Origin of the sequence: Streptomyces sp. NPDC002467 (assembly GCF_042889825.1) — a bacterium.
Lineage (GTDB): Bacteria > Actinomycetota > Actinomycetes > Streptomycetales > Streptomycetaceae > Streptomyces.
In genome coordinates this window covers 239,512-264,976 of the sequence record NZ_JBIARJ010000011.1, presented here as the reverse complement: position 1 = coordinate 264,976, position 25,465 = coordinate 239,512, and the positions used below count along the sequence as shown (strand labels likewise).

The window sequence follows — 25,465 nt, the reverse complement described above, 5'->3', positions numbered from 1 at the left end:
CGTGATGCAGTTCCTTCTGGCGTTCGTCGTGGCCGCACCGCTCCTCGGCGCGGTCGCGGCCCTCCTGCCCGCCCCGCCCGGCCTCAAGGGCAAGAGCCCCGAACAGGCCGTGCTCCGCCACGGCGTGACCGTGACCGGCGTGATCCTCGCCGCGGCGATCGCCCTCACCCTGGGCTTCGACCACGACACCCCGTCCCGCTTCCAGGCGACGACGGACATCAGCTGGATCCCGGCGCTGAACGTCCGGATCCACCTCGGCGTCGACGGCATCTCGCTCCCCCTCCTCCTGATGACCGCGCTGCTGTTCTTCCTCTGCGCGCTCTACAGCTACTTCAAGCTCCCCGCAGGCCCTTCCCCGAAGGCCTTCGTCGCGCTGCTCCTGGTCCTGGAGACCGGCACCCTCGCGACCTTCGCCGTCCTCGACCTGCTGCTGTTCTTCCTCGCCTTCGAGATGGTCCTCATCCCGATGTACTTCCTCATCGCCCGCTGGGGCGGCGCTCAGCGGCAGGCAGCCGCCTGGAAGTTCATCCTCTACACCCTCCTCGGCTCCGTGGTCATGCTGCTCGGGCTGCTGCTGATCGGACTGAACAGCGGCACATTCGACATGGTGACGCTCGCCACTGACAACGGCCGCGAACTGTCCCACACCACCCAGCTCCTGGCCGTCCTCGCCATCGGCATCGGCCTCGCCGTGAAGACCCCGATGTGGCCCCTGCACAGCTGGCTGCCCGACGCCCACACCGCCGCGCCGACCGTCGGCTCCGTCCTGCTGGCGGGCGTCCTGCTCAAGATGGGCACGTACGGGTTCGTCCGCATCCTGCTGCCCGTCACCCCGAGCGGCATGGCCACCGTCGCCCCCTACCTGGGCGCCTTCGCCGCCGTCGGCATCGTCTACGGGTCCCTGGCCTGCCTCTCGCTCGCCCGCAAGGGCAACAAGGGCGACCTCAAGCGGCTCATCGCGTACTCCTCCGTCGGCCACATGGGCTTCGTCCTGCTCGGCATCGCCTCCATGACCCCCACCGGAGTCAACGGCGCGCTGTTCGCGAACATCGCCCACGGCCTGATCACCGGCCTGCTCTTCTTCCTGGTCGGCGCGCTCAAGGACCGCTACGGAACCGCCGACCTCGACACCCTCTCCGGAGTCACCGGCGCCGCCCTCTACGGCCGCGCCCCCCGCTTCGGCGCGTTCCTCGCCTTCGCCGCCGTCGCCTCCCTCGGCCTGCCCGGCCTCGCCGGGTTCTGGGGCGAGATGCTGGCCCTCTTCGGCGCGTTCGACCCCGCCGAGGGCCTGTCCCGGCCGGCGTTCCTCACGTACATGGCCTTCGGCGCGTTCGGCACCCTGCTCACCGCCGCCTACCTGCTGATCGTCGTACGGCGCGTCTGCATGGGCGACCCGAAGTCCGGCCCCGAGGTCGTCCTCGCGGACGTCCAGCACTACGAATTCGCCGCCTGGACCCCGCTCGCCGCCCTCACCGTCCTCGCCGGCCTGTGGCCCGCGGTACTGCTCGGCCTCACCGACCCGGCCGTCCAGAAGCTCCTCGCAGGAGGCAACTCATGACGGCCCTCACGGTCCTCGCCGCCGCTCCGTCGGCGCAGACCCCCAGCCTCGTCCAGTCCGTCGACTGGCTCGCCATCGCCCCGGTGGTCATCCCCGCCGCCGTCGCCCTCGTCGTCCTGATCGCGGACCTGTTCCTGCCCGAGCGCCGCAAGCCGCTCCTCGGGTGGCTCTCCGTGGCCGGCCTGGCCGCCGCGACCGCCACCCTGCTGCCGCTGCGCGCGGGCGACCGCTCCACCTTCTGCCTGGGCGGCGACCCGACCGCCTGCAGCTACACGGCCGACCACTTCACGCTCGTCATCCAGTTCCTGGTACTGGCCGGCGCCCTGGTCACCGCCCTGCTGTCGGTCACCGCGGTCCGCGACGCGCGCATGCCGGCCGGCGAGTACTGGTTCCTGCTGCTCTCCTCCGCCGCCGGCGCCGCGCTCCTGCCCGCCTCCCGCGACCTCGCCACCCTGATCGTCGCCCTCGAAGTCGCCTCGCTGCCCGCCTTCGCCCTCGTCGGCATGCGGCGCGGCGACCGGCTCTCCTCCGAGGCCGCCCTCAAGTTCTTCCTGTCCTCCGTCACCGCCACCGCGGTGTCGCTGATGGGCGTCAGCTTCGTCTACGCCGCCACCGGCACCCTGCACCTGACCCAGGTCGCCGACCGCCTCGAAAGCGTCCCCGGGCAGCTCGACACCGTCGCCATGGTCGGCGTCGCGCTCACCCTGGTCGGCTTCGCGTTCAAGACCGCGGCCGTCCCCTTCCACTTCTGGGTCCCCGACACCTACATCGGTGCCCCCCTGCCCATCGCCGGGTACCTCTCGGTGATCGGCAAGGCCGTCGGCTTCACCGGCCTCATCCTCGTGACGGTCATCGCCTTCCCGGCGTACTCCGACATCTGGGGACCGGCCCTCGCCGTCCTGGCCGCGCTGACCATGACCGTGGGCAACGCCGCCGCCCTGCGCCAGTCCCCGGACCGCCCGAACAGCGCCGTGCGCCTGCTCGCCTGGTCCTCCGTGGGCCAGGCCGGCTACCTCCTGGTCCCGATCGCCGCCGCCGCGTACTCCGACCGCGACGAGATCGGCTCCACCGTCTCGTACGCCCTCATGTACGCCGTCGTGAACCTCGGCGCCTTCGCCGTGGCCGCGCTCGTCGCCCGGACGAAGCCGCTCCACCGGATCAGCGACTACCGCGGCCTGTACGCCGAGCGCCCCCTCGCCGCCCTGTCGATGGCCTTCTTCCTGCTCTGCCTGGCCGGCCTGCCGCCGGGCATCATCGGCCTCTTCGCCAAGGTCGTCGTCTTCCAGGCCGCGGTCGGAGCGGGCCTGGGCTGGCTCGCCGTGATCATGGCGGTCAACGTCGTCATCGCCCTCTACTACTACCTGCGGTGGACCGCGACCCTCTTCCGGGCCCCCGAGGGCGCCGCGGACGCCGAGGGCGCGCAGACCGCCACCACGACCCGTACGAAGGCCCCCTGGCCCGTCACCGCGGCCATCGCCGTCACCGCCGTCACGGCCCTCGTCCTCTCGGGCGCCCCGCAGCTCGTCCTGCGCTTCGCGTCGAGCAGCCTCTTCCCGCAGTAACCCCCACACGGCCGTCACCCGTACGGAGCAACCCGCGCGGCCGCCGCCCCACCGCCCCCACCCCGGGGGCACCGGGGCGGCCGCCGCTGCGGCACGCCCCGGGAACCAGCCGCGCCCACCTCGCGTTGACCAGGAAGGGAGGGTCCACTGGACCGTAGACCCTCAGTCCAGGACGGGGGCTCCCTGCCGCACCACTAGGAGGGCGTACCGTGCACCGCCGGCACAACGGGCTGAAGACCGCCGTACTCCTCGGCGGGCTGTCCGCACTCATCATCGTCATCGGCAGCTTCTTCGGACGGGGCGGCCTGATCATCGCCGTCCTCGTCGCCCTCGGGACGAACGCGTACGCGTACTGGAACAGCGACAAACTCGCCCTGCGCGCGATGCGGGCCCGCCCCGTCAGCGAGTTCGAGGCCCCCGAGCTGTACCGCATGGTGCGCGAGCTCTCCACGTCCGCGCGCCAGCCGATGCCACGCCTGTACATCTCGCCCACCGAGGCCCCCAACGCCTTCGCCACCGGCCGAAACCCGCGCAACGCCGCGGTCTGCTGCACCGAGGGCATCCTGCGCATCCTCGACGAGCGCGAGCTGCGCGGAGTCATCGGCCACGAGCTCAGCCACGTCTACAACCGCGACATCCTGATCGCGTCGGTCGCCGGAGCACTCGCCTCCGTGATCATGTTCCTGGTGAATTTCGCCTGGCTGATACCCGTGGGCCGCTCGAACGACGACGAAGGGCCCGGCCTCATCGGCATGCTGCTCGTCATGATCCTCGGCCCGCTGGCCGCCTCCGTTATCCAGCTGGCCATCAGCCGCTCGCGCGAGTACGAGGCCGACGCCTCGGGCGCCCAGCTCACGGGTGATCCGCTCGCCCTGGCCAGTGCGCTGCGCAAGCTCGACGCCGGCACGAAGCAGCTTCCGCTGCCCCCGGAGCCCCGGCTGGAGACGGCGAGTCACATGATGATCGCCAATCCCTTCCGCCCGGGTCAGGGATTGACCAAGATGTTCTCGACACATCCTCCGATGGCCGAGCGCATCGCCCGGCTCGAACAGATGGCAGGCCGTTCGCAGTGAAGACAATCCTGAACATCATCTGGCTCGTCCTCAGCGGCGTCTGGCTGTTCCTCGGCTACTGCCTCGCGGGCGTGCTCCTCTGCATCACCATCATCGGCATCCCCTTCGGCATCGCCGCCTTCCGCATCGCGGTCTACGCCCTCTGGCCCTTCGGCTACACCACGGTGGAGCGCCGCGACGCGGGCGCCGCGTCCTGCATCGGAAACGTCCTGTGGCTGGTCCTGGCGGGCTGGTGGCTGGCCATCGGCCACATCGTCACCGGCCTCGCCCTGTGCGTCACGATCATCGGCATCCCGTTCGGCATCGCCAACTTCAAGATGGTCCCGCTCTCCCTGCTCCCGCTGGGTCGCGAAATCGTCCCCACGGACGCGCCGTTCGCCTCCCGTTGACCCAGGACTTCGGATTCGCCCTGTGGGGCGAGGACGAGGACCACGAGGACGAGCAGCTGTGGGCGCTGTGCGAGGCCGCGGAGAACCTCTTCGCCGACCCGCCGGCGCCCGTACGCAGGCGGTACGAGCTGCTCGGCTGTGCCTTCGAGGGCGATGTGCCGTCCGCGCTGGGCCTCCTGGTCCTCAAGCCGCTCGACAAGCACGGCGAGGCCCAGTGGGAGTGGTACCTGAAGGACGCCCGTGTCCTCACCACCCGTGTGTGCGCCCGGGACCTCTCGCGGCTGGATGTGACCGTCGAGGCCGTGCGGGGCGACGAGCAGCCGGACTACCCCGAAAGGCGCGCCCTGTCGGTGGGATTCGGCCTGGCGGACGCCGAGGACAGGCCGCTGGGCCAATGCCGGGACCTCGCCGAGGTGCTGCCCGCGGAGGATCCGCCACCGCACTCCGTACGCCTTCTCGGGTGCGCGGTACAGGGGCCGCTGCTGGACGTGCTCCAGCGCCGGAAGAAGCGGCGCCTCGGCTACCGGCACCTCGACGCGCTGGACGCCGCAGGGGAGCGCCTCGCCCTCGCCGGGTACCCGGACATCGTGGACTGGCAGCCCTCCGCGCGCGGTCCTGGGCTGTACGACCTGACGGTCCACATGGACCCGCTGCCGCCCGTCACCGCGGACATCTGGCGGCTGTGGCAGGGCGGGATTCCCGAACGCCCCAACCTGTGGGCACGCTTCGACGAACTCGGCCGTGACCACTGGCTGGGCCCCGCTCTCGACCACCGGCAGTGGCAGCGTCCGGACCGGCCCGCCGGGACCACGTTCCACCTCGACGGTCGGCACGTCACCGACGAGGAGGGCTTCTTCTGCGCCCTGGGCGAGGCGATCAACGGACCCGGCGGCTACTTCGGACGCAGCCTGGACGGCGTCGCGGACGCGCTGTGCGGCCGGTTCGGGGCAACCCTGCCCTTCACCCTCGTCTGGCACGACCACGAGGTCGCCCGCCGCTGCCTGGGCGTACCGCCCCTCACCTGGCGCCCTGCCGGGTTCGGAGAGCTCCTGGCCTTCCTCCGCGAGGAGCGCATCGAAGTCGTCCTGGCCTGAGAGTTGTCCACAGGGCCGGGCGGCTGTCGGTGGCGTGCGTCACCATGAACGCATGAACGAAACCGAGCAGTTGCTGGAGCAAGTCGCAGACCGCGTGCGCGACTCCGCGCAGAGGTGTGGAGCACCCCTGCCGAAGCCGCTCGCCGACGGAGGGATCGCCCGGGCCGAAGGCATACTCGGCTTCGCCCTGCCGCCCCTGTTCACCGCGCTCTACGCCCGAGTCGGCGACGGCGGATTCGGCCCCGGGGGCGGGCTCATGTCGCTGCGTCGGATCGTGGACGCGTACGCGGCCCGCCGCGAATCGGGATGGCGCTGGCCGGAGGGCGTGCTGCCGATGGCCGACTTCGGCTGCGCCACGTACGCCTGCGTCGACTGCCGCTCGGAAACCGCCCAAGTGCTGCTGTTCGACCCGAATCTCGGGGAACCGGACCTCGCCTGGAGCATCGACACCCCGAGCCTGGCCGGCTGGCTCCGCGGCTGGCTCGACGGCACCGCCTGGTTCTGCGACGAGTCCGGTCTGGGGGATGAGTTCGACCTGGAGCCCGCCCCCTGGGCCGAGTTCAGATCCCGGATCTGAACCGCCGGCGCACCTCGTAGGCCAGCGCTCCGACGGCCAGTACCGCCGCCCCCGAAACCGCCGCCGCGAGGGGCAGCGCGCAGGCCAGCACCACACAGCCGAACAGCCCGACGACTGCCACGGCCCGACCCTTGACACCTGAATCGAGAGTCCAAGCAGAAGCGTTCGCGATCGCGTAATAGGCCAGTACTCCGAAGGAGGAGAAACCGATCGCGCCCCGCAGATCGGCGGTGGCCGCGAGCACCGCCACGACCGCACCCACCGCCAGCTCCGCATGGTGCGGCACCTGGTGCCGAGGATGTACGGCGGCCAGCGCGCGCGGGAGATGGCCGTCCCGGGCCATCGCCAGCGTGGTCCGCGAAACCCCGAGCACGAGCGCCAGCAGAGAGCCCAGCGCGGCCAGAGCCGCACCCACCCGGACGACCGGGACCAGCCCGGGCACTCCGGCCGCCCGGACCGCATCGGCGAGCGGGGCCGCCGAGCGCGCCAGCCCGTCGGCGCCGAGCACCGACAGCGCGGCCACCGCCACGGCCGCGTACACCAGCAGCGCGATCCCCAGCGCGAGCGGCACCGCCCGCGGGATCGTCCGCTCCGGGTCGCGCACCTCCTCGCCCAGGGTGGTGATCCGCGCGTAGCCCGCGAAGGCGAAGAACAGCAGCCCGGCGCCCTGCAACAGCCCCACCGCGCCCCAGTCCGAGCCGCCCAGCCGCCCCGCCTCGGCGGCGTCCGAGGTCAGGCACGCCACCACCACGGCGGCCAGCACCGCCAGTACCGCCGCCACGATCAGCCGGGCCAGGCGGGCGGACTTCTGCACTCCGCCGTAGCTCGCGGCGGTCAGCGCCACGACCGCCGCGACGGCCACGGCGTGCTGCCGCCCCGGCCAGACGTACGCGCCGACCGTCAACGCCATCGCCGCGCACGAGGCGGTCTTGCCGATCACGAAGCCCCAGCCGGCCAGGTACCCCCAGAAGGGCCCGAGGCGCTCGCGCCCGTAGACGTACGTGCCGCCGGAGGCCGGGTACCGGGCGGCGAGCCGCGCCGAGGAATGCGCGTTGCAGTAGGCGACGACGGCCGCCACCGCGAGGGCGGCGAGGAGCGCGCCGCCCGCCGCCCGGGCCGCCGGGGCGAGGGCGGCGAAGATACCGGCGCCGACCATCGCGCCGAGTCCGACGACGACGGCGTCGGAGACTCCCAGGCTGCGCTTCAATTCGTCTGTCACGGGCGGAGGCTAACCGGGCCAGATGACGCCTTCACGACCGGCGAGTGGCGTCCGCTCCCGCTCCCACCCCTCGAGAGCCGTCAGACAGGCGTGGTCGAGGTGGCGCAGCCCGCTCAGATCGAGCCTCACCGGCTCACCGGGCGGCAGCGCGTCCAGCGCGTCGAGCAGCTTCGGCAGCCGCAGGAAACTGGCGTTCCCCACCACCCGGACGCACAACCCGCTCTCCTCCCGCACCTGCTCGATGTGCACGTGGGAGGTCTCCCAGGCCGCCTTGGCGATGGCGAGCCCCAACCCCACCAGCACCCCCTCGAAGAGGTTGGTGACCACGATCGCGCCGGCCGTGACCACCAGCACCACCGCCTCACCCCGGTGCGTCCGCCACAGCGCGTACACCGCCCGGGCGGGCAGCAGCTTCCAGCCCGCGTGCAGCAACACCCCGGCCAGTGCGGCGAGCGGCACCACCTCCAGCACCTGGGGAAAGGCGACGGCGAAGAGCAGCAGCCAAGCCCCGTGCAGCACCCTGGCCGCCCGGGTACGGGCCCCGGCCTCCACGTTCGCCGCACTGCGCACGATCACCGCGGTCATCGGCAGGGACCCGAGCAGCCCGCACACGGCGTTCCCGAAGCCCTGGGCGACCAGTTCCCGGTCGTAGTCCGTCTTGGGCCCGTCGTGCATCCGGTCGACGGCGGCCGCGCTGAACAGGGTTTCGGCGGAGGCGATCAGCGCGAGCGCGACCACCGTCCCCAGCGCCCCGGCCGAGGCCAGCACCCCGAAGTCGCCCGGCCCCGGCAGGGCCACCGCGTCCAGCACCCCCGTGACCCGTACGCGTTCCACGGGCAGCCGCAGCAGCGCTGCCGCGGCGGTGGCGGCCGCCACCCCGACGAGCGCCCCGGGGACGAGCCGCCACCGGGCGGGCATCCGCCGCCAGGCGGCCATCACGGCGATCGTCCCCGCCCCGAGCGCCACGGCCGCCCAGTCGGCCCGGGCGCCGAGCTCGTGCGCCCCGGCCAGCTTCGCCAGGGTGTGCCCGGGAGCCTCCACCCCGCCCAGCGCGTACAACTGCCCCGAGATCAGCACGAGCCCGATCCCGGCCAGCATCCCGTGCACGACGGCGACCGAGATCGCCCGGAACCACCGCCCGAGCCGCAGCGCCCCCATGCCCAGCTGCACCACCCCGGCGGCCAGCACCAACACCCCGAGCGCGGGCAGGCCGTAGGACCGCACCGCCTCGAAGACGAGCACGGTGAGCCCCGCCGCGGGCCCGCTCACCTGGAGGGAGCTCCCGCGGAACCACCCGGTGACCAGCCCGCCGACCACCCCGGTGACGATCCCCAGCTCGGCCGGCACCCCCGATGCGACGGCCACCCCCACGCACAGGGGTAGGGCGACCAGTGCGACGACCACGGACGCCCCGAAGTCTTCGCGAAACGTGCCGGCCCCAGGCATGCGAGAACCCCCTGCCACGCGGTGATGGATGGCACCCAGCGTGGTGGGCGCACCCACCGCCGCCCAAGTGGCCACGGAAGCCCTCGGTGGCGCGTGCGCCGCACACGCCCCGCACACACTCCCGAGGGCCCCCGCAACGCCGCGGCCCGGCGGTCCGTGAGGACCACCGGGCCGCGTGGAGGCAGGCCGCCGACCGGGGTCAGCGGTAGTTCACGAACTGCCCGTTCGAGTCTCTGACCTGCACTTACATGGATACAGGGCGTTGACCTGGGAAAACTACATTCAGTAGTTGCCGTGGTTCCTCGGCGTTTTCACGCTCCTTGTGCCCTGCATGTGCCCTGAAGGCACGCTTTATCCTGCGTTCGTGGGAGGTCTGCGAGAACGTCGGGTCTGCTGCATTCAGTGGGCCTCCGGCTGCTGAGGTGCTCCCGATCAGATGGGGCGCTCCGGGGAGAGGTGCATCACGCAGGGCGGGACCGAGGTCCGCTCCCGAGCAGGCGAGTACTCTTCCCGCGCGTTACCCGAGTTTGATTGCCCCTCCGGCCACGACATCGGGCGGATATAGCATGTCGGGCACCAATTGCTCACCCGGTGCGGTGAGTATGAGTACGGACGCCTTGAGGTGGCGGCGCATTTCGCGGACGTCTGGTGATTTTTCGAGACACCTGGCCAGCTCCTCGGAGACCTCGTTGTCGTACTTGCTGTCGGGCGCGTCGCATTCGCTCTTCATCAGCGCCTCGCAGGATGCGGAGAGGCTGATCGTTTCCGTTTCTGCGCTGCTTGCGCCGACCACTATGTTCTGGGTTCTGTAGGCATTCGGCATAGGGTAATAGGCTTCAAAATACCCACCCTTGTGGACGCCACAATAGGCATTGGCTGCGGCAGGGCTTCGAAGTGGCACCGCGTTAGCCACAGTCGTCACGTTGAGTTGAATTGATGGCCCGCCCACTGGCATGGTCGGTCGGAAAGAAGGGTCCTTGGAGTAGATCGCCACGGAGAGGGTGGTCCCCGAGGAAGACTCGATGAACTGGAGGGTCTCCCATTCCCGTTCGTACTGGTGAAGTTTGTTCCCAGAGGGGAGTTTTGTCGAGAAACTCGGCTCGGATTCGAGCAACTGGTTCACTCGGTAATATCCCTGCCCGGGTGCAAGTTTACGAACGAGCTCTTCTTCGGATCGGATTCTGTAACCGCTGGAAGACGTGTAGGTGTGATATCCGAGCCATGTCAGTCCAGATATTAGTGCTGTCGCTGCCGCGGCGACGCCGGCGAACATGACCACCCGACGTGCCGAGTATTGGTGGACATTTACTTGGGTGCCGCCCACCTGTACTGGGCTGTGAAACTCTCCACCATAGATACCGTTGCCGTTTCCGGGTTTCCTGAGCGACATTCAGGGCCTACTGTTTGCCAAAGTAGTTGGTCTGAATTCCGCCGAGTTGGACCGGACCGTTGAACTCTCCGCCGTGGATCTCAGCGTGCACCCTGGGTGCGACGTCTCCGAGAATCGCACGCAGTTCCTGGGCGGCTCCGGGTGAAACGACAAGGAGAGCCCGGATTCTGTCCCGCCACACCCTCTCGGTTTCCTCGCGCGCAGCACCGCTGTCGCTCGCCGCGATCAGCTCGGCTCGTGACTCTTCCAGTTCTGCTTCCGCACGTGGCTGCTCGCGCCCGAACAGTCGTGCAAAACGTGCTCGGGCTTGTGCCCAGCCATCCGTGACCATCAGCCCGACGAGCGTCGTCGCACCGGACGAAGCCAGGGCCACCAGTTCGGCATCCATCGAAGCATCTCCCCGTCCGCAACCTGTCTGCTCAGGCGCTGAGTTGATCCTAAGGCAGCTGATACGCACTAGGGAGGCCCGGTCCAGCCGCTGTGGGAGCGGGTCGGGGGCGTGAGCAGGAGAGTGGTACCGGGCATGCAGTGACTAATACGGCCACGCTGAGCGATCTGGGCCGTGGAAAGGCGATCATCCCGCCCTACGCAGCGATCAGTACCGAGCTTGCTGCGTTCGCGTGAGGTGCGGGAGAACGCCGCCCTTGTTGGTCCCATCGGGCCTAGGGTTGGCCGCGATTCGACCGGGGCTGCTGCGCCCGGTCTGGCACAGCTCGGCCCGGAGGGCGCATGGAACACCTGCGGCTGCTGCGACGGCGGCCCGTACTGGTGCTGTGGCTCGCACAGAGCCTCTCGGTCCTCGGGGACCGCCTCTATGCCCTCGCGGTCATGTGGGTCGTCTACGCCGGGACCGGATCGGCCTCGCTCATGGGCCTCGTCGCGGTGGCTGAGTCGCTGCCGTACATCGCCCTCGGCACCGTGGGCCGGCGGCTCGTCTCCCACTTCTCCTCGTACCGGGCACTCGCATGGGTCGACGGGGCGCGAGCAGCAGTCGCAGTCGCGCTGCCGTTCCTGTGGTCGCCCGACGCGCGGGGCATCGCTCTGTTGCTCGCCGGTGTGCTGCTCCTGGGCACGCTCGGGGCACTCTTCGATCCCAACCTCGGCGCCCTGGTGCCCGATCTCGTCGAGCCCGAGCGGGTGCAGCAGATCACCGGTCTCCTCGACCTCACGGGCCGCATCGCCCGTATCGCGGGCCCGGCCAGCATCGGCCTGCTGCTGCTCTTCGTCTCCGAGGTACAGCTCTTCGCTCTGAACGGCGCGACGTTCGCCGTGTCCGCCGTGGCGCTGCGCTGGCTGGCTCGCCGCTACGCGACCTCGGCAGGCGGAGCTGCCGAGCGCCCTGGTGGCAGGGTGCAGTCCGTCCCGGCGGGGCCGGTGCTGCGTGAGCACCCGCGGGTCGGATTGGCGATCGGCCTGCACGGGGTAGCCCTGTTCTGCTCGGCCGTGACTGCCATCGGTATGCCTGCCCTGCTCGCCACCCGGTACGGGGCGGGTGCCGCGGTGTACGGACTCCTCACGGCGGCCGTGGGCGTCGGGGCGCTGCTCGGTAACCCTCTTGCGAGCAACCGGCGCTCGGGCGGCTGGCTGACCGTCTACTGCGGTGCGTGGGCTCTACAAGGTGTGGCGACCGCCTGCATGGGCCTGGTGCTCGAACTGCCCGCGCTGTTCCTGCTCGCCCTGCTCACAGGCATTGTCACCCCGGCTACGAGCGTCACCCTGCGCGCGCACCTCGGCGCGTTCGCCCCGGCGCAACGGCTGCGCCTGATGTCCGTCGACCAGACGATCACCCGGGCCGGCGGCACCGCTGGAATGCTGGTTCTGCCATTTCTCGTTGATGTCTCCCCACGGCTTGCGTTCGGCGTGGGCGGCGGGACGGTCGTGTCCTGCGCTCTCATCGCGCTACTTGTGGCCCGCCGACTGGGGCGTCTCGGAACAGCGCAGGCTATGCCAGCGGGTCACCGTGGGCACGCCGTTGTCATCGACTGAGGGCGGACAATTTTTAGGCGCTCAACGCCCACGGGAAATCTGGCAGGTTCTCTGCGAACCATCCGTCAGCCAGCTCCAGCACCTTGTCTATATGCGCAGCGTCGAAATACTCGGAGCCCATCATCGGACGGATGCCCTGGCTGGCCAAGCCGTTAAGGACGTGCCTCTCGACGTCGCGAGCCGCGCCGAGAGGCAGGTCGGTTATGAGCCTGCGGACTTGACCCAGGCCGTGCTGGCTGCGATGGGTATCAAGCCGTCCTTGTCCGTCACCCGAGGAGATGCCTGGCTTCACCATGGCCTCGTCGGTCACCACGTAGTACACAGTTGGTTCGGGGCGGACGGCTGCCCCGCTGCATCGTACGCACAGCAGCTCGCGTTTCAGGCCGGCATTGATGCTTGCTGAGGTTAGGTGTCCGGCGATGCAGCACAGGCGTACAGTCTGGCCTACGTAGTTCGACATGGCGTCCAGGATCATGACGCTCTGCTCGCGCGCGCGGCGCCTGAACTCAACGAGCTTGGGTGTTTGGGAGATACCGCGACACGTAGCGCAGGGGTCGGCGGCGCCGTCAAAGCCCGTCGCAAAGTCGTAAGTAACCCCAGGCACTCGCCCCGGGGTGCGTGGATTCATCGCGGTTACGGTGAACTCATGCCCATGCAGGCAGCGAACTTTCTTCGCCGGATACCCGCTAGGGGATGTGGCGTCCGCCAGGATCCGGAGATCGGTCTCAATGGCGTAATCAGCGAACGACGCACGGGCGGCTTCCTCCCACTGCTTTCTGGCGCACGGCTCGCACTTGGCGAGAGCGGCTGGCCACCCGGCCGGTCCCACATTCACCATTCCTGGGGGTGTCTGGACAAGCGTGCTGCCGAGCTCGGGGTGCAGCGCGGACACTGGCGTTATCTGGATTGAATGTCCCGCAGCGCAGAACAGAGTCACGTGGTCCAGGACGCCGCCCAGTTCGCTCCGTACCGTCCATCCCAGTTCGTAGGCCTGCGTGGTGAAGAGAGCCATGACGGCACCTTCTGCACGGGCGAGCAGCCGAGAGGAGCGCAGCCTGTCCTCCACCGAAGGCGCGGCGGTCTGTGTGTCGTCACTCATGTCGTCCCCCATCTCGACGGGTGCGCCGGCTGTGCTAGCGCCCGGCCGAGGTTGAGGGTCGCATGGCGCACCGACAACGGGCTCGGGGTTCACCAGGGCTGGTGGACCCGGCCGCCTGCGCTGTTCATCGCCACGCTGCTGACTCCGTCATCACCGCAGGAAGCTGCCGTTGGCGTGACTACTGGATGGCCGCGACTGAACGTGATCTTTACGTGACAGACCTTTGGGTCACAGCAGCCATGCCCGGCGTACCGTCGGCGTGGCGAGTTAGGCCCCCTTGCCCCGATTGCTGCGATGTGAAGTCCATCAGGCAGCGCCTAGGCTGCGCGATCGCTGACGACGGAGGGGGAGCAACATGGGCGAAGCTCGGAAGTACACGCCGGGTACCCACGCGGCACTGATGTCTTTGTGCCGTGGCACCTGCTACTGGCCGGGCTGCGACGAGCCGGTGACGAAGCTCGTGGACGGCGAGCACATCCTGAACTTGGAAATTGCTCACATCCGCGCCGTCAGCTCCGGGGGCAAGCGCCTTGACCCGCAGATGACTCTCGAAGAGAAGAACGACTTCGGGAACCTGCTGCTGCTGTGCAAGGCCCACCACGTGCGTGTCGATGGCCGTGACAGCGACCAGTACAGCGTCGCGATGCTTGGCCAATGGAAGCGGGAACGAGAGTCCGGGGGTCTGGCAGCGTTGCAGGGGCTTCGGGGGCTCACCGAGGCACGCCTCAGGGAACTGGTGACCGAGTCGTTTGAGTCGTTCTTCGACGAGACACACGAGGCGCTTGCTGAGCTTGCACGCATCGCACCCGATGCCGCCGCGACTCTGCGAGTGCTGGTGGAGGAGTTGGCAGACCCCCGGGTGCATGGATTCGGTGTTGATCCCGACGCAGCATGGATGCTGCAATCAGCTGCCCAGGACTTGCGCGGCCTTGAGGACAGCGCTGGCACTCTTCGGTCGGCTGCCGACAAATTGCGCGGGCTGGAGGACTCGGCGAACACACTGCGTGACGCGGCTGAGGAACTCGCAGGGTCAGCGCATCTGATTGAACAGCTGACGTATGCGGCCAAGCAACTGCGTAGCGCGCGAGGTGATTACTAGAAGGCATGGAGGATCTCGGCCCCCGTCGGTTGCACTGCGACGGGGGCCGAGACTACGAATCTCTGTGGCGATACGGATGTGCGGAGCTCGCCTTTAGAGAGCCGCGCCCTCCGGCTTCCACTCGGCCGCGTCGAGCGCGAGCCAGTGCTCGACGGTCACGTTCTCGAACGGGACGCCGATCTCCTGGTAGATGCGGGTGTGCATGGCGCCGAACCAGGCACCCCGACGGTCGTCGAAGAACGCGCGGTCGTACCAGGCGACTCCCAGCAGGACCGTCCCGCCGCCGTTCTCGTTGTCCGGGTCGGCCTCGAAGTACGTGCACTCCCAGTCCCAGAGCATCTGCTCGTCGGGGCGGGAGCGCAGCCGCTCGTCGCTGGCGCGCAGGTGCTCGATGCACCGCTCGACGGTCGCGGCGTCGGGGCAGTAGTACCGGCAGTCGCTGAACGCCACGACGCTCTTGCTGCCGCGCCGGGCGGGGTCGACGTCCTCGCCGGTGAGCACCCGGACACGGGTGATCGGCGGAGCACTGGTTTCGAGGATGGTCACGGTGGTTCTCCTCTCGTTGCCGATGGTGCGTTGCAGGTGGTGCGTGATCACCAGCTCGACCCGGTCAACGGGTACAGGCTGGGGCTGTGGGCGCCGCTCGACCGGATGGCACCGGGAGCGACGTAGCGGATGTTCAGGCCGATCCGGGCACCGGCGGTCGTGTTGCTGTCCGAGCGGTGCAGGAGCCGGACGTCCATCAGGCACGCCTGCCCGGCGTCGAGCGGCAGCCATACGCCGTGGTCGTGCGGTCCGTTGGGCATGTCCTGCACTCCGAGCGCTCTGCCTCGGCGCGCGCTGCTCGTCTCGCGGTCGTTGCCGAGGTAGCCACTGGCGTGTGAGCCGGGGATGACCTGCACGCAGCCGTTGGCCGTGGTCGCGTCGGTGATGGCGAGCCAGGCCGCAACCGAACGGGCGGGGTCGAGCTGCATCCGTCGGTTGGTGCCGTCCTGGTGCCAGGGCACACGGAACTCACGGCCGGGCCACTTGATCATCAGAAAGGTGTTCTCGACGGCGACCGCCTCGCCGATCGTCTCCTGCACGGCGTCGAGCAGTCCGGGGGCGCGTACCGCGTGCGCAGCCCACTCGAAGCGCAGGTGCGCGTCGAGCACGACCTCGGTCCGCTCGGCCCGGTGCTCGGCGATGACCTCGGCGGCTCGGGCGCGTGCTCGGCTGTTGGTGTTCCAATCCAGCCCGGTCCGGTACCCGTCCTCGCCGAGCGGGCTCGGTCCCGTGTAGCTGATGGTGAGGGGCGCGCTCATCAGGCTTCGCCCTTCGGCCGGCATCGGGTGCACTGGCAGGGCGGGAAGGCTAGGGAGTTCATGGGCGGGCTGTCCCGGACCCCGAGCCCGACTACCACCTCGGCACGCTCGTGGACGACCTGTCCCGTCTGGCCGTCGACGTCGTACACACGAATGGTCATGGGCATGCGCACTCCCGCTGCTCAGGGGCGTTGTGGTTCGGTGTGTCACCAGTGCACCGCTTGAGAGGGCGTCATGGGCGAGCGGGCACCGGACGTTTGGGCGGACGTTTCCGCGCCCGAGTCCGGGGCCAGATCACTACCGTGGGTACACGACCCGTAGCTGCGAGGGGGAAGCGCATGACGGAACAGGAGTCGGGCGGGCTGGCACGGTTACGGCGGGCTGCCGGCCACACGCAGGAGACATTCGTCAAGGCGTTCCGGCAGGAGTCCGCCCGCCTCGGCGTCGCCGCCGCGGTGAGCGTCCGCCAACTGCGACGGTGGGAGAGCGAGACGCCCCCGCCCCTGCCGCACCCGGGCCAGCAAGCCGTACTTGAAGCCATGTTCGGCATGCCCCTCGCCGAGATGGGGTTCGGCGTCCCCGGTCATCGCGTGACGGTTGCGGCACCGATCAGCGACGCTGGAGAGGTGAAGAGGAGAACGTTCGTCGCAGACGCGGGCGCCCTCGCTGCCGCTGCCCTGCTGCCCGCCGCGCCGGGCCCCCGCATCGGCACGGCCGATCTCGGGCGGCTGAGGGAGCGCCTCGACGGGCTCTACCAGACAGACCACACCGCGGGCAGCGTGCCGGCGAGCACGCAGGCCGAGCGCATCGAGGCGGAGATCACGCGAGCCCTGAGTAGCGCCTCGTACACCTCCGGCGTGGGCCGTGAGCTACAGACGATGCTCGCCGAGCTGCACGGACACCGGGCCTGGTACGGCTACGACGGCGGACGCATCGCGGAGGGCCGCGCCGCCTGCATGGAAGCCCTCGCCGCGGCGCAGCTCGTCGACAACCCGCTGCTACAGGTCTCCGTGCTGGAGACGCTCGTACTCCTCGCGGTCAAGGCCGGCCGGTCCTGGGAGGCTGCGAGTGCCGTCGAGAACGCCTACCGCCTCGCAACCCAAGCAGGGGCGGGTGCGACGGTGCACCTCGTGATCGCGCTCCGCGACGCGAACGTCGCCACACACGCCGGGGCCCTGTCGGGCGCACGCCGCGCCCTGTCCCGTGCCGTCAGCTACCAGGGGCGCGCGGACGCCGATACAGACGTGCCCAACTGGGCCAAGTTCGTAGGTCCGTTCGAGGTCGACTACGCCACGGCGGACATGTACGTACGAGCAGACCAGCCCAAGCGCGCCGTGCCGTTCCTCCGGGCGGCCGTGCGCGGGATTGGCGGTGGGCTCGCCCGGAACAGTGCCTCGTACCGCGTCAAGCTCGCTGGTGTTCTCCTCGCTGCGGGGGAGGTCGACGAGGCGTGCGCCGAGGTGGGCGGCGTGCTGGATACCTGGGGAGGGATCGCGTCGCCCCGGCTGCTGGCCAAGGTGCACGATTTCCAGCGGGCGGCCGGGGTAGTCGACAGCCCAACCGCCCGCGAATGCGTGACACGTATCCGCGAAACCGTGTGAAAGGGCCGCCGGATGAGTCAGCCAGCACAGGCCAGCGTCGAGCAGCTCGACGGGCCGGCCGCCGCCAGGGCCGAGGAAGCATTCCGCCTGGTCTACGCCGAGGCGTTCGCCGAGCCGCCCTACGGCGAGACCGAGACCGACGTCGCAGCCGCGTTCCGCCGCTTCCGGTCCCAGACCCGCAAGGCCACCTTCCGCGGCGCCCTGGCGAGCACCTCGGACGGCGAGGCCGTCGGCATGGCGTACGGCTACCCCCTCGGGCCGCAGACGGGCTGGTGGGACCAACTGACCGTGCCCGTGCCCGACGAGATGCGGCGTGAGGACGGCCGCCGGACGTTCGGCCTGATGGAACTCGCCGTGCGAGCCGCATGGCGCAGGCAGGGCATCGCCCGCCGCCTGCACGATGCCGTCCTCGACGGCACCGAGGCCGAGCGGGTCCTGCTCAACGTCCACCCGGACAGTAAGGCGGCCGTGTCCGCGTACCGCTCCTGGGGGTACCGGAAGATCGGGGAGGCGCGACCGTGGGAAGGTGCCGACCTACACGACGTGCTGCTGCTCGACCTTCGTTGAGCCGCTTCCCGCGCGCGTAGGGGCGCAGCGACCGGTCGCGGGAGCCTTCCACCAAGCTCGCCTCCTATGTGCGCGAGGGAGGGGGAACCGGATGCGCGCCGACGTTCGAGCCGTTGTCAGTGCCCTGCGTTACTCGCGCGCGCCCGCGCACAAGGCGCGACCGGTCGCGGTGCGACTCCCTCGGTCGGGGGATGGCGGAAGCCTGACCATGTCGAAAGTGGGGCGCCGTTGCATCCATCAGCGCACACTGGCCTCGGTGTTGAGCTGCACTGACTTTGAGACGCGAAGAGGGTGGGACGTGGGTAGGCGCACGGGGAAAAAGAAGAGCCACGGGCGTGCTCGGCAGAGCGGGAGCGGCCAGCGAGCACCTGAGTATGTCGGCAATCCCGTTGAGATTCTTGATCCGATCACCCCGTTTGGCTACAACATCGTTTCCCCAGACTGTGACGAAGCTGAATCGATAGCTGACATCTTGCAGGAGGCAGACCCGGACAATCCCATGGGCACATGGACCGGTGTTCCGATGCTGATTGCTCAGGACGCTGACCCTGATGAGTCGGGCACTCGGGTGGCTGTCGCAACGACTCTCTCAGGCCAGGTCGTCGGTGCTGTAGTGACTCGTCCGCCGCTCGCATGGGTCGGCAACCATCCTGCGTTCGAATCAGGTACTGAATGTGCACATTTCACTCGTGCGATCGGTGCCATTGACTGCATTGCAGTACACAGAGACCACCGCGGCAAGGGGCTTGCCCGTGCGCTTGTGACTACAGCGGAGCAACTCCTTACCGACGAACTTCTACCCTTCGCCCTGGTCGTGCACCGTCCCGACCTCACTGACTTCTACTCTGGGCTCGGATATGCCCACGTGCCGGGGGGCCTAGCTGTCGCTTACGGAGCCCTGGCAGTTGCCCAGCCCTGGCCCACTGGCTACACCGGTTCGTGGAAGCCGCTACGCGACAACGTGTCGCTGCAACCTGTGCCCCTCATATGCGGGGTCATGGATGTGGTGATCGGAGTGTTCGCCGGAGGAGCCGAGTGGGCCGACCGGCAGCGGCAAAACCCACCTGCCGTGACAGTGCTGCCCCCGTACTGACGAACCTCGGCCAGTTCGCTCAGGTACGCCGGGGGACGTTGGGGACGAGGGGGACGGTGTTGGCGCCGTCCCCTCTGCATCTCTCTTCCTCCTCTGGGTGAGACAGAGGAGAGAGGGGGCGGGGTAGTCCCCAACGTCCCCCACATCGCACCAGCGGCGGCGCTGGCGAAGGTGGGAGGGGGACGGCTCGCGGTTGGCAGTGCGTCCCCATCGTCCCCAACGCGTCCCCCGCACATGGAAGCGCCCCGGGCGGCGGTTGCCGTTCCGGGGCGCGTGTCGGGGGCGGGGTCATGAGACGGGATCGCGGGTGACGGCGTAGACCTTGCCGTTCTTGTTGCTGCCCGACGTGCGCGCCACGGAGATACCGCGGGCGCGGAGTGCCGGGGCCACCTGTCGGATGCGGGCGCTCAGCACAGCAGGGGTCTTGGGCCAGCCATCGGCAAAGCCGCGGCCGTCGCTGCTGAGCTGCCGGTGCAGCTCGCCCATGGTCCCCTGCCATCCGCCGGGCGGGAAGGCAGGAGAGGCTGTCCAGTCACGCAGCGCGCCGGCAACCGGATGACCGTCGAGGACGGCATCGTTCAAGGCGTCCTGCGCCCCATTGAACGCAGCGAGACTGCGCCAGCCTGTGACCCTGTCGAGTGCGTGCAGCAGCTCGGCGAAATCGGCGAGCCGAGGCCGTTCGGTGAGGTCGGCGGCAGCATGGGGGAGGTCGGCCCATACCTCGGCGGCGAGGTCGAGCAGGGCGCCGAGGATTCGGGGGTGCGCCTGCTCATACGTGGCCCACAGGGCCCCCGCGGTGCGGCGCTGGTCTCGGCGAATCGGCTGGAGTTCGAGCGGCATCATGCGCTCGGCGAGGTCGTTGCGGAGCGCGCCGAGGTCGATGCCGGTCAGCAGTACGGGCCGCTGGTAGGTGAGCACGTTCACGTCGTCGTCGGTGTAGAGAGCGCGGGTCACCTGTGCGTCGCCGGTGACGATGCGGCACAGGGCGTCGGACAGCCATCCGGGCAGTCCCGAAAGGTTGTCGAGGGCGAGTACCCATCCGGCCGCGGTGGTCGGGCCGAGGTCGCGCAGGTTCTCGGGCGCCTGCCGCAGGGGCGCGCGGGCGCCCTCGATGATCCCGGTGAGCATCTGGCCCGAGGTGCTCTTGCCCGTGCCCTGCTCGCCGGTCAGGTACGCGATGGGGCGGGGCATCCCGGGGCGCAGTGCGGCCAGGAGCCAGCCGATCGCGAGCGGCAGCGTCTCAGGGGTGAAGGGCAGCAGGGCGGAGAGTTCGCCGATGCCCTCGCGCCAGCCGCCGGCCGGGCGGTCGGGGCGGGGCAGTGGCCGAACCAGTTTGGTGCGGCGCCAGACCGGACCCGCCTCGGGGTCCGGGCACGTCAAGGTCCACCCGTCGGGGGCGATACGGACCGACTCCCCGTCGGGGCGGCCGAGGTCGAGCCAGGACACCGCTGTGTCCTCGGGGTCTGCACCGACGCGCAGGTGCAGCTCGGTCTCGGGCACGCGCATGGCAAGGGCATCGAGCGTGGCAACGGCATCCGTGAGCGCGGTCTGCGAGGGGGTGCGGTTGTACTCGGTGACGTAGATACGGGTGAGGTGCTGCCGCAGGCTGCCGGTTCCGGTGTGCGCTGCTGCACGCAACGGCACGGCGACGGCCGGACCGTCGTACGGGACTGCGTACGGGGCGCCGTTGTGGTGCAGGTACCGAAAGCGGTTCTGCCCGAGGACACGCAGCACCTCGGCCTGCGGGGGTTGCTTCTCCTGCTTCGCGCTGCGCGGCTGCTCCCCGCCCTGCTCCGCCCGAGGAAAGGGGACGACGGAGCGGGCGGCGGCGATCGGGTCAAAGGCCGAAGGGCTCATGCGGCGGCCCCGGTGTGCGTGCGCGGGTTCCGCTCGCCTGCGGTGAGGCCGGAGCGAATCGCAGCCTCGGCCTCGCGGTCGGACAGCCCACCGTGCCGAGCCGCGTCGAGCAGTACGTCGACGAGGTGCCCGCGGTCGAGTCGGCCGGCCGCGCAGAGGGTGCCGAGGTTGAAGGAGGCGCGGTTGAGCGTGGCGTTCCGAGTGCCGGGCTGCGCCTCGGCGACAGTCCGCAGCTCGGCCTCGACGGCAGCCGCGGCGTACCCGCTGCCCATGGGACGGGAGCGCCAAGGCAGCACGGTACGGGGGCGCTCGGGGCGTACGCGGTGCCCGGTGCGGTCGAGGTCGCGCGCCAGCCAGACGGGCAGCTCAGCGACCGCGCGGCAGTCACCGAGCGCGGTGTACGTACCGGCGCGGGTGACCGTGCCCGGGGCCACGGCGTACGAAGCACCGGCGCGCACGTCGAGCTGCCAGCCCAGTGCGCCGGCGAGCGGGCGCCATGTCGTACCAGCCGGGGCACGGAACCAGTAGTGCAGTCCGCCGGAAGGGGTGAGCACGGTCAGTGTCTGCGGACCGCAGCCGGGCAGCGTCGCACGTCGCGCCTCGACGAGCAGTGCGAGGGTGTCGCGGCCGTCGGCGATGCTGCCGGAGGCGACGTCCTCGGGCAGGTCGACGCCCGGGAGCAGCTCGGACTGCTCCTCGGGAGGCTGTCCGCCGTGGCAGTCCACATCAAGGATCACCAGGCCGGATGGACCCGCGGCAACGCCGACGCCGGCGGACGGCATCCGGGCCCACCATGCGGCGATCCGCTCGGGGTCGGTGGTCGCGGCGAGCACGCCATGACAGGGGCGGCCGTCGGCGATGCACTCGCAGCCGTGCCCATCGTGCGGGACGTGGTGAGGATTGGGACGCTCCTTGGTCCCGGCTGCACAGCGGTCGCAGCCGCGCACGGGCAGCTTGGCACCCGGGGCAAGCGGGTGCACCGCGTAGCCCTGAGCGGCCAGCCACAGGGCGACGCGGAGCGGGTCAGGGGTCGGGGTCGTCAAACCGTCACCGCCCCAGGAGTGCGGCGAGGGTGGCCACGACAGCAGCGAGCCCGTCCGGGTCGGTGCCGTGCACCTGATACCCCGCGCTGCGAGCCAGTACGGCGGCGAGCGTCCGGGCGGTGTACTCGTCGATGTCGCGCGCACCTCCGATGAAGAGGCGCGCACGGAACCCGTTGGGTGTCGGGGTCAGTCCGCCCAACTCCCTGGTGGCGTCAGGAAGCACCGCCCACCCGTGCGAAACGGGCAGGCGGTAGCTCATCGTCGGCAGGGCAGTGGAGTGGTGGGGGTGCGTAGTCTGCACGGCGGGACGTCCTTCCAAGCGGCCCGGGTGGTGAGATACCCGGTGCTGCTGGCGATCACTGGCGGAGTGGGGCAGGGCGTTCGGGCCGTCGGCGTTCCAGCGCTGGCGGCCCTCGTACGTGTGGGGGGCGTTCCGGGCGCGCATCAAGCAGCGTCGACGGTCTGCGCGTCGAGCCACTTCTCGACGTCCTCCCAGCGGGCGCGCAGGTGGCGACCGACCTTGATCATGCGGGGGCCGCCGCCTCGGTGGCTCCACTGGTAGACCGTGGCGAGCGGCACGCCGCAGAAGTCGGCGAGCTCGCGGGCGGTGGCCAGCCTGCGCCTGGCAGGCTGCCGGTCCTCAATCGGGTGTGCTTTGGGCACGGGTCACTCTCCTTCGAGATGGAGCGGACGAAATTCGTTCTCTCGAAAGTTAGCGACCTCTCGCGTCGCTGTCCAGCGAAAGGTATTGTTACGCTCCATGAAGTCGAACGATGGCAAGGAACGAGAGCCCGCGGGGGTGCCCTCGGCGGATGCGCCGACGGATGAAGAGCGGTGGGCGCTGGCGCTGGAGCAGGCGCCTACCTTCGGGGAAGCCCTTGGGGCGCGGCTGCGGCAGGTGCGCGAGGGGAACGGGCGGACTGCGGAAGACGTCGCCAAGAGTGCACGGCACTACGGCCTGTCGTGGCACCGTCCGACGGTGGGGCAGATTGAGCAGGGGCAGCGCTCACTCTCCGCCGTCGAATTGATCATGCTCCCCGCGATCTACAGCGTCCCGCTGAACGAGTTGCTGCCGGACGAGACGGTCTGGCTCACTTCCGAACTCGGTGTGTATGGGCGGGAGGTGCGGAGGGTGCTCGGCGGGGACTACCACCCGCCTTACCGTGCACTGTTCGCCCCTGGTGGTTGGTACCTCAAGGGTTCAAGTGATCAGGACCCCACGGAGACGGCTGTCCGCGTTGCGAAGGCTGCGGCCGAGCTCTGGCGCCGCAACTCTTGGCCAGCACACGCTGCGGCGCAGCACACGCAGGAGACGCCCGACGAGGCCGAGGCCAAGGCAGCTAAGCGGCTTGGCACGACTGCGCACTACGTCGCGTACGCCGCGCGTGACACCTGGGGGCGCGGGCTCGCCGCGGAGCGTGAGGCGCGCCTGCAGGAGCGGGGTGAACTGCCGGAAGGCAAGCGGGCTCTCCAGTCCGCGCGTGGCCACATCACGCGGGCGCTCGTGGCCGAGCTGGAGCCGGTCGTGAAGGCGTACGAGGCTGAGCGAGAGCGGGCGGAGCGCGAGGAAGCGGAGAACTTCGACCCCTCAGAAATCGCCCTTACATCCGAAGAGAGAAAGAAGCGAAGGGAAACGGATGGCTGAGGTCTACGACCGGTGGCATAAGTCCCGGCCGGGCAAGGACGACAAGCAGTGCACAGAGCACACCAGTAAGACCCGCAAGCTCGCCCCCAGCGGCGAGCACGGCAAGGGCAAGCGATGGCAGGTCCGTTGGCGCGACGGCAGCGGGAAGCAGCGCAAGGAGAACTTCGACAAGCGGAGCATGGCGGACACCCGCGCGGCCACCGTCGAGGCAGACCTCGCCCGAGGGCTTTATGTTGACCCCGCCGCTGGCAAGGAGAGCTTCCGTGCGGTTGCCGAGCGGTGGCGCACCTCAGCCGCGCACCGCCCCACCACCGCATCACGGGTCGAGCGGGCCCTGCGGAATCACATCAATCCGGCGTTCGGTGATCGGCCGGTGGCCAGCATTCGGCCGTCGGAGGTGCAGGCGTGGCTCAAGGACCGGTCGCAGGTCCTCGCCCCGTCCACTCTCCGGGTGACGTATGCCTACCTGGTCAGCGTCATGCATGCTGCGGTCGCCGACGGCATCCTTGCGAAGAATCCCTGCGAGCGGGTCCGTCTGCCGCCGAAACGGCGTATCGAGGTCGTGCCGCTGCACGCTGACGTCGTCCGCGCGCTCATAGACGCGGCGCCGTCCTGGTACCGCGCGCTCATGCTGCTGGCCGCGGCGTCCGGGCTGCGCCAAGGCGAGGCGTTCGGGCTGGAAGTGGAGCACGCCGACTTCCTGCGCCGCGAGGTCCATGTGCGACAGCAAGCGATCACCCCTGAGACGGGCGAGCCGTACCTCGGTGAGCCCAAGACGCACGAGAGCTACCGGACGGTGCCGCTCGCCAAGGCGGCCGTGGACGCGCTCGCTGCTCACCTTGAGCGCTATCCGGCGGCTGAGACGGAGATCGAGGATCGTACGGACCCGCGTAAGCCGCGCACGAGAAAGGCCCGGTTGCTCTTCCTCAATGAGCACCGTGCGCCCATCCGTCGCGACGGATGGGCGCACATATGGGCGCGCATGATCACCAACGCGAACAGAAAGCTCGCCGTAACCCACGAGCGAGCACACGCCGCATGGGTCAGGAAGGGCCGCCCGGACGGGAAGCAGCCTGAGCTGCTCCGCGTGCCGGCCGGGACGACCATGCACGACCTGCGTCACTTCTACGCCTCGCTGCTGATCAAGCACCGAGAGAACGTCAAGACGGTGCAGAAGCGACTCGGCCACGCAAAGCCGTCGATCACGCTCGACACGTACACGCACCTGTGGCCTGACGACGAGGACACAACGCGGGCAGCCGTCGAGGCGGTCCTCGGCGATGTGCCCCCGTTGTGCCCTGCCAAGCTCGCCTAGAAGCGTTTTTGCAGGTCAGAGACCCTGATCAGCGGTAGTTCACGAACTGGATCGCGAAGTCCAGGTCCTTGCCCTTGAGGAGTGCCTGGACGGCCTGGAGGTCGTCACGGCTCTTGGAGCTGACGCGCAGCTCGTCGCCCTGCACCTGGGCCTTGACGCCCTTGGGGCCCTCGTCCCGGATGATCTTCGCGACCTTCTTGGCGTTCTCCTGGGAGATGCCCTCCTCGATCGAGGCGAAGATCTTGTACTCCTTGCCCGACAGCTGGGGCTCGCCGGCGTCCAGCGCCTTCAGCGAGATGCCGCGCTTGACCAGCTTGGTCTCGAAGACGTCCAGGACGGCCTTCACGCGCTCCTCGGAGTTCGCCTCCATCAGGATCTTCTCGCCGGACCAGGCGATCGTGGCGCCGGTGCCCTTGAAGTCGTAACGCTGGGAGAGTTCCTTGGCGGCCTGGTTGAGGGCGTTGTCGACCTCCTGCCGCTCGACCTTCGAGACGATGTCGAAACTGGAGTCGGCCATGTGCTGTGGCTCCTTGAAGTCGGTTGTGGCG

25 protein-coding genes are annotated in these 25,465 nt (G+C 69.6%); 13 read left to right on the top strand and 12 right to left on the bottom strand.

Translation table 11 applies throughout. From position 1 onward, the window contains the following. The first annotated feature begins 4 nt into the window (after positions 1-4). From ACFYYJ_RS23845 to ACFYYJ_RS23820, 6 genes are all read left to right on the top strand, one after another. Positions 5-1,558 carry a NuoM family protein gene (locus tag ACFYYJ_RS23845; RefSeq protein WP_385130827.1) on the top strand — a complete coding sequence of 518 codons (1,554 nt, stop codon included), beginning with the start codon at positions 5-7 and terminating at the stop codon, positions 1,556-1,558. Beyond that, entirely contained in the window at positions 1,555-3,120 is a 1,566-nt protein-coding gene (locus ACFYYJ_RS23840; protein WP_385363622.1) for an NADH-quinone oxidoreductase subunit N, read from the top strand. Before ACFYYJ_RS23845 ends, ACFYYJ_RS23840 begins: the two co-directional genes overlap by 4 nt. Positions 3,121-3,329: 209 nt before the next feature. Then, positions 3,330-4,193, top strand: coding sequence for a zinc metalloprotease HtpX (gene htpX, locus ACFYYJ_RS23835; RefSeq protein ID WP_384590662.1), 864 nt, complete (start codon positions 3,330-3,332; stop codon positions 4,191-4,193). Next, positions 4,190-4,582 carry a YccF domain-containing protein gene (locus ACFYYJ_RS23830; RefSeq protein ID WP_385130791.1) on the top strand — a complete coding sequence of 131 codons (393 nt, stop codon included), beginning with the start codon at positions 4,190-4,192 and terminating at the stop codon, positions 4,580-4,582. The genes htpX and ACFYYJ_RS23830 overlap by 4 nt, the downstream gene beginning before the upstream one ends. Then, positions 4,579-5,676, top strand: coding sequence for a barstar family protein (locus ACFYYJ_RS23825; protein ID WP_389135178.1), 1,098 nt, complete (start codon positions 4,579-4,581; stop codon positions 5,674-5,676). The genes ACFYYJ_RS23830 and ACFYYJ_RS23825 overlap by 4 nt, the downstream gene beginning before the upstream one ends. Positions 5,677-5,728: 52 nt before the next feature. Continuing rightward, entirely contained in the window at positions 5,729-6,253 is a 525-nt protein-coding gene (locus tag ACFYYJ_RS23820; RefSeq protein WP_389135175.1) for an SMI1/KNR4 family protein, read from the top strand. Here the strand turns inward: ACFYYJ_RS23820 and ACFYYJ_RS23815 are convergent. The 4 genes from ACFYYJ_RS23815 to ACFYYJ_RS23800 form a co-directional block, all read right to left on the bottom strand. Further along, on the bottom strand, positions 6,237-7,472 hold the full coding sequence (locus ACFYYJ_RS23815) for an APC family permease (RefSeq protein WP_389135172.1): 1,236 nt from the start codon (positions 7,470-7,472) through the stop codon (positions 6,237-6,239). The genes ACFYYJ_RS23820 and ACFYYJ_RS23815 overlap by 17 nt on opposite strands. Positions 7,473-7,481: 9 nt before the next feature. Further along, a complete protein-coding gene (locus ACFYYJ_RS23810; RefSeq protein WP_389135169.1) occupies positions 7,482-8,918 on the bottom strand; it encodes a SulP family inorganic anion transporter in 1,437 nt (478 codons plus the stop codon). A gap of 517 nt (positions 8,919-9,435) precedes the next feature. After that, complete coding sequence (locus tag ACFYYJ_RS23805) at positions 9,436-10,041, bottom strand: hypothetical protein (RefSeq protein WP_389135166.1); 606 nt, start codon at positions 10,039-10,041, stop codon at positions 9,436-9,438. 274 nt (positions 10,042-10,315) lie between these two features. Further along, on the bottom strand, positions 10,316-10,696 hold the full coding sequence (locus ACFYYJ_RS23800; protein WP_389135163.1) for a hypothetical protein: 381 nt from the start codon (positions 10,694-10,696) through the stop codon (positions 10,316-10,318). Positions 10,697-11,037: 341 nt separating this feature from the next. On the opposite strand from ACFYYJ_RS23800, the gene ACFYYJ_RS23795 reads away from it, so the two are divergent. Then, positions 11,038-12,294 (top strand): MFS transporter, encoded by a 1,257-nt coding sequence (locus tag ACFYYJ_RS23795; RefSeq protein WP_389135160.1) that lies wholly within the window; start codon positions 11,038-11,040, stop codon positions 12,292-12,294. 13 nt (positions 12,295-12,307) lie between these two features. Here the strand turns inward: ACFYYJ_RS23795 and ACFYYJ_RS23790 are convergent, their stop codons facing one another. Further along, positions 12,308-13,393 carry a hypothetical protein gene (locus ACFYYJ_RS23790; protein ID WP_389135157.1) on the bottom strand — a complete coding sequence of 362 codons (1,086 nt, stop codon included), beginning with the start codon at positions 13,391-13,393 and terminating at the stop codon, positions 12,308-12,310. 355 nt (positions 13,394-13,748) lie between these two features. Between ACFYYJ_RS23790 and ACFYYJ_RS23785 the strand changes: the two genes are divergently transcribed. Further along, positions 13,749-14,492 carry an HNH endonuclease signature motif containing protein gene (locus tag ACFYYJ_RS23785; protein ID WP_389135155.1) on the top strand — a complete coding sequence of 248 codons (744 nt, stop codon included), beginning with the start codon at positions 13,749-13,751 and terminating at the stop codon, positions 14,490-14,492. A gap of 93 nt (positions 14,493-14,585) precedes the next feature. On the opposite strand, the gene ACFYYJ_RS23780 is transcribed toward ACFYYJ_RS23785, so the two are convergent. Further along, the gene (locus ACFYYJ_RS23780; protein ID WP_389135152.1) at positions 14,586-15,038 is read right to left on the bottom strand and encodes a hypothetical protein; all 453 of its coding nucleotides are present in this window, start codon (positions 15,036-15,038) and stop codon (positions 14,586-14,588) included. 47 nt (positions 15,039-15,085) lie between these two features. Next, a complete protein-coding gene (locus tag ACFYYJ_RS23775) occupies positions 15,086-15,796 on the bottom strand; it encodes a phytanoyl-CoA dioxygenase family protein (protein WP_389135149.1) in 711 nt (236 codons plus the stop codon). A 338-nt stretch (positions 15,797-16,134) separates the two neighbouring features. Here ACFYYJ_RS23775 and ACFYYJ_RS23770 point away from each other — a divergent pair, with 338 nt between their 5' ends. The 3 genes from ACFYYJ_RS23770 to ACFYYJ_RS23760 all read left to right on the top strand — a co-directional run bounded on the left by ACFYYJ_RS23770 (position 16,135) and on the right by ACFYYJ_RS23760 (position 19,057). After that, positions 16,135-17,397, top strand: a complete 1,263-nt coding sequence (locus tag ACFYYJ_RS23770; protein WP_389135146.1) for a hypothetical protein — start codon at positions 16,135-16,137, stop codon at positions 17,395-17,397. A 12-nt stretch (positions 17,398-17,409) separates the two neighbouring features. Further along, positions 17,410-17,964, top strand: coding sequence for a GNAT family N-acetyltransferase (locus ACFYYJ_RS23765; protein WP_389135143.1), 555 nt, complete (start codon positions 17,410-17,412; stop codon positions 17,962-17,964). A 256-nt stretch (positions 17,965-18,220) separates the two neighbouring features. Continuing rightward, complete coding sequence (locus ACFYYJ_RS23760) at positions 18,221-19,057, top strand: GNAT family N-acetyltransferase (protein ID WP_389135141.1); 837 nt, start codon at positions 18,221-18,223, stop codon at positions 19,055-19,057. 288 nt (positions 19,058-19,345) lie between these two features. Here the strand turns inward: ACFYYJ_RS23760 and ACFYYJ_RS23755 are convergent, their stop codons facing one another. The 4 genes from ACFYYJ_RS23755 to ACFYYJ_RS23740 all read right to left on the bottom strand — a co-directional run bounded on the left by ACFYYJ_RS23755 (position 19,346) and on the right by ACFYYJ_RS23740 (position 22,620). Next, a complete protein-coding gene (locus tag ACFYYJ_RS23755) occupies positions 19,346-20,914 on the bottom strand; it encodes a hypothetical protein (protein ID WP_389135138.1) in 1,569 nt (522 codons plus the stop codon). Next, on the bottom strand, positions 20,911-21,957 hold the full coding sequence (locus ACFYYJ_RS23750) for a bifunctional DNA primase/polymerase (protein WP_389135135.1): 1,047 nt from the start codon (positions 21,955-21,957) through the stop codon (positions 20,911-20,913). The genes ACFYYJ_RS23755 and ACFYYJ_RS23750 overlap by 4 nt, the downstream gene beginning before the upstream one ends. Before the next feature lie 4 nt (positions 21,958-21,961). Continuing rightward, positions 21,962-22,258, bottom strand: a complete 297-nt coding sequence (locus ACFYYJ_RS23745) for a hypothetical protein (protein ID WP_367433552.1) — start codon at positions 22,256-22,258, stop codon at positions 21,962-21,964. Positions 22,259-22,401: 143 nt separating this feature from the next. Continuing rightward, complete coding sequence (locus ACFYYJ_RS23740; protein ID WP_385286121.1) at positions 22,402-22,620, bottom strand: helix-turn-helix transcriptional regulator; 219 nt, start codon at positions 22,618-22,620, stop codon at positions 22,402-22,404. Between the two features lie 97 nt (positions 22,621-22,717). Here ACFYYJ_RS23740 and ACFYYJ_RS23735 point away from each other — a divergent pair, with 97 nt between their 5' ends. Both ACFYYJ_RS23735 and ACFYYJ_RS23730 read left to right on the top strand, forming a co-directional pair. After that, positions 22,718-23,602 (top strand): helix-turn-helix domain-containing protein, encoded by an 885-nt coding sequence (locus tag ACFYYJ_RS23735; RefSeq protein WP_389135131.1) that lies wholly within the window; start codon positions 22,718-22,720, stop codon positions 23,600-23,602. Continuing rightward, a complete protein-coding gene (locus tag ACFYYJ_RS23730) occupies positions 23,595-24,917 on the top strand; it encodes a tyrosine-type recombinase/integrase (RefSeq protein ID WP_389135128.1) in 1,323 nt (440 codons plus the stop codon). The genes ACFYYJ_RS23735 and ACFYYJ_RS23730 overlap by 8 nt, the downstream gene beginning before the upstream one ends. A 28-nt stretch (positions 24,918-24,945) precedes the next feature. Here ACFYYJ_RS23730 and ACFYYJ_RS23725 read toward each other — a convergent pair whose 3' ends face one another. After that, positions 24,946-25,434 carry a YajQ family cyclic di-GMP-binding protein gene (locus tag ACFYYJ_RS23725; protein WP_150209206.1) on the bottom strand — a complete coding sequence of 163 codons (489 nt, stop codon included), beginning with the start codon at positions 25,432-25,434 and terminating at the stop codon, positions 24,946-24,948. Between the last annotated feature and the right edge of the window lie 31 nt (positions 25,435-25,465).

What these genes read in the sequence shown, in the direction of transcription:
- ACFYYJ_RS23790 (WP_389135157.1), bottom strand. Translation starts at nt 13,393, where the DNA reads ATGAGTGACGACACACAGACCGCCGCGCCTTCGGTGGAGGACAGGCTG.
- ACFYYJ_RS23725 (WP_150209206.1), bottom strand. Translation starts at nt 25,434, where the DNA reads ATGGCCGACTCCAGTTTCGACATCGTCTCGAAGGTCGAGCGGCAGGAG.
- ACFYYJ_RS23845 (WP_385130827.1), top strand. Translation starts at nt 5, where the DNA reads ATGCAGTTCCTTCTGGCGTTCGTCGTGGCCGCACCGCTCCTCGGCGCG.
- ACFYYJ_RS23795 (WP_389135160.1), top strand. Translation starts at nt 11,038, where the DNA reads ATGGAACACCTGCGGCTGCTGCGACGGCGGCCCGTACTGGTGCTGTGG.
- ACFYYJ_RS23735 (WP_389135131.1), top strand. Translation starts at nt 22,718, where the DNA reads ATGAAGTCGAACGATGGCAAGGAACGAGAGCCCGCGGGGGTGCCCTCG.
- ACFYYJ_RS23810 (WP_389135169.1), bottom strand. Translation starts at nt 8,918, where the DNA reads ATGCCTGGGGCCGGCACGTTTCGCGAAGACTTCGGGGCGTCCGTGGTC.
- ACFYYJ_RS23820 (WP_389135175.1), top strand. Translation starts at nt 5,729, where the DNA reads ATGAACGAAACCGAGCAGTTGCTGGAGCAAGTCGCAGACCGCGTGCGC.
- ACFYYJ_RS23800 (WP_389135163.1), bottom strand. Translation starts at nt 10,696, where the DNA reads ATGGATGCCGAACTGGTGGCCCTGGCTTCGTCCGGTGCGACGACGCTC.
- ACFYYJ_RS23785 (WP_389135155.1), top strand. Translation starts at nt 13,749, where the DNA reads ATGGGCGAAGCTCGGAAGTACACGCCGGGTACCCACGCGGCACTGATG.
- ACFYYJ_RS23755 (WP_389135138.1), bottom strand. Translation starts at nt 20,914, where the DNA reads ATGAGCCCTTCGGCCTTTGACCCGATCGCCGCCGCCCGCTCCGTCGTC.
- ACFYYJ_RS23730 (WP_389135128.1), top strand. Translation starts at nt 23,595, where the DNA reads ATGGCTGAGGTCTACGACCGGTGGCATAAGTCCCGGCCGGGCAAGGAC.
- ACFYYJ_RS23775 (WP_389135149.1), bottom strand. Translation starts at nt 15,796, where the DNA reads ATGAGCGCGCCCCTCACCATCAGCTACACGGGACCGAGCCCGCTCGGC.
- ACFYYJ_RS23840 (WP_385363622.1), top strand. Translation starts at nt 1,555, where the DNA reads ATGACGGCCCTCACGGTCCTCGCCGCCGCTCCGTCGGCGCAGACCCCC.
- ACFYYJ_RS23770 (WP_389135146.1), top strand. Translation starts at nt 16,135, where the DNA reads ATGACGGAACAGGAGTCGGGCGGGCTGGCACGGTTACGGCGGGCTGCC.
- ACFYYJ_RS23765 (WP_389135143.1), top strand. Translation starts at nt 17,410, where the DNA reads ATGAGTCAGCCAGCACAGGCCAGCGTCGAGCAGCTCGACGGGCCGGCC.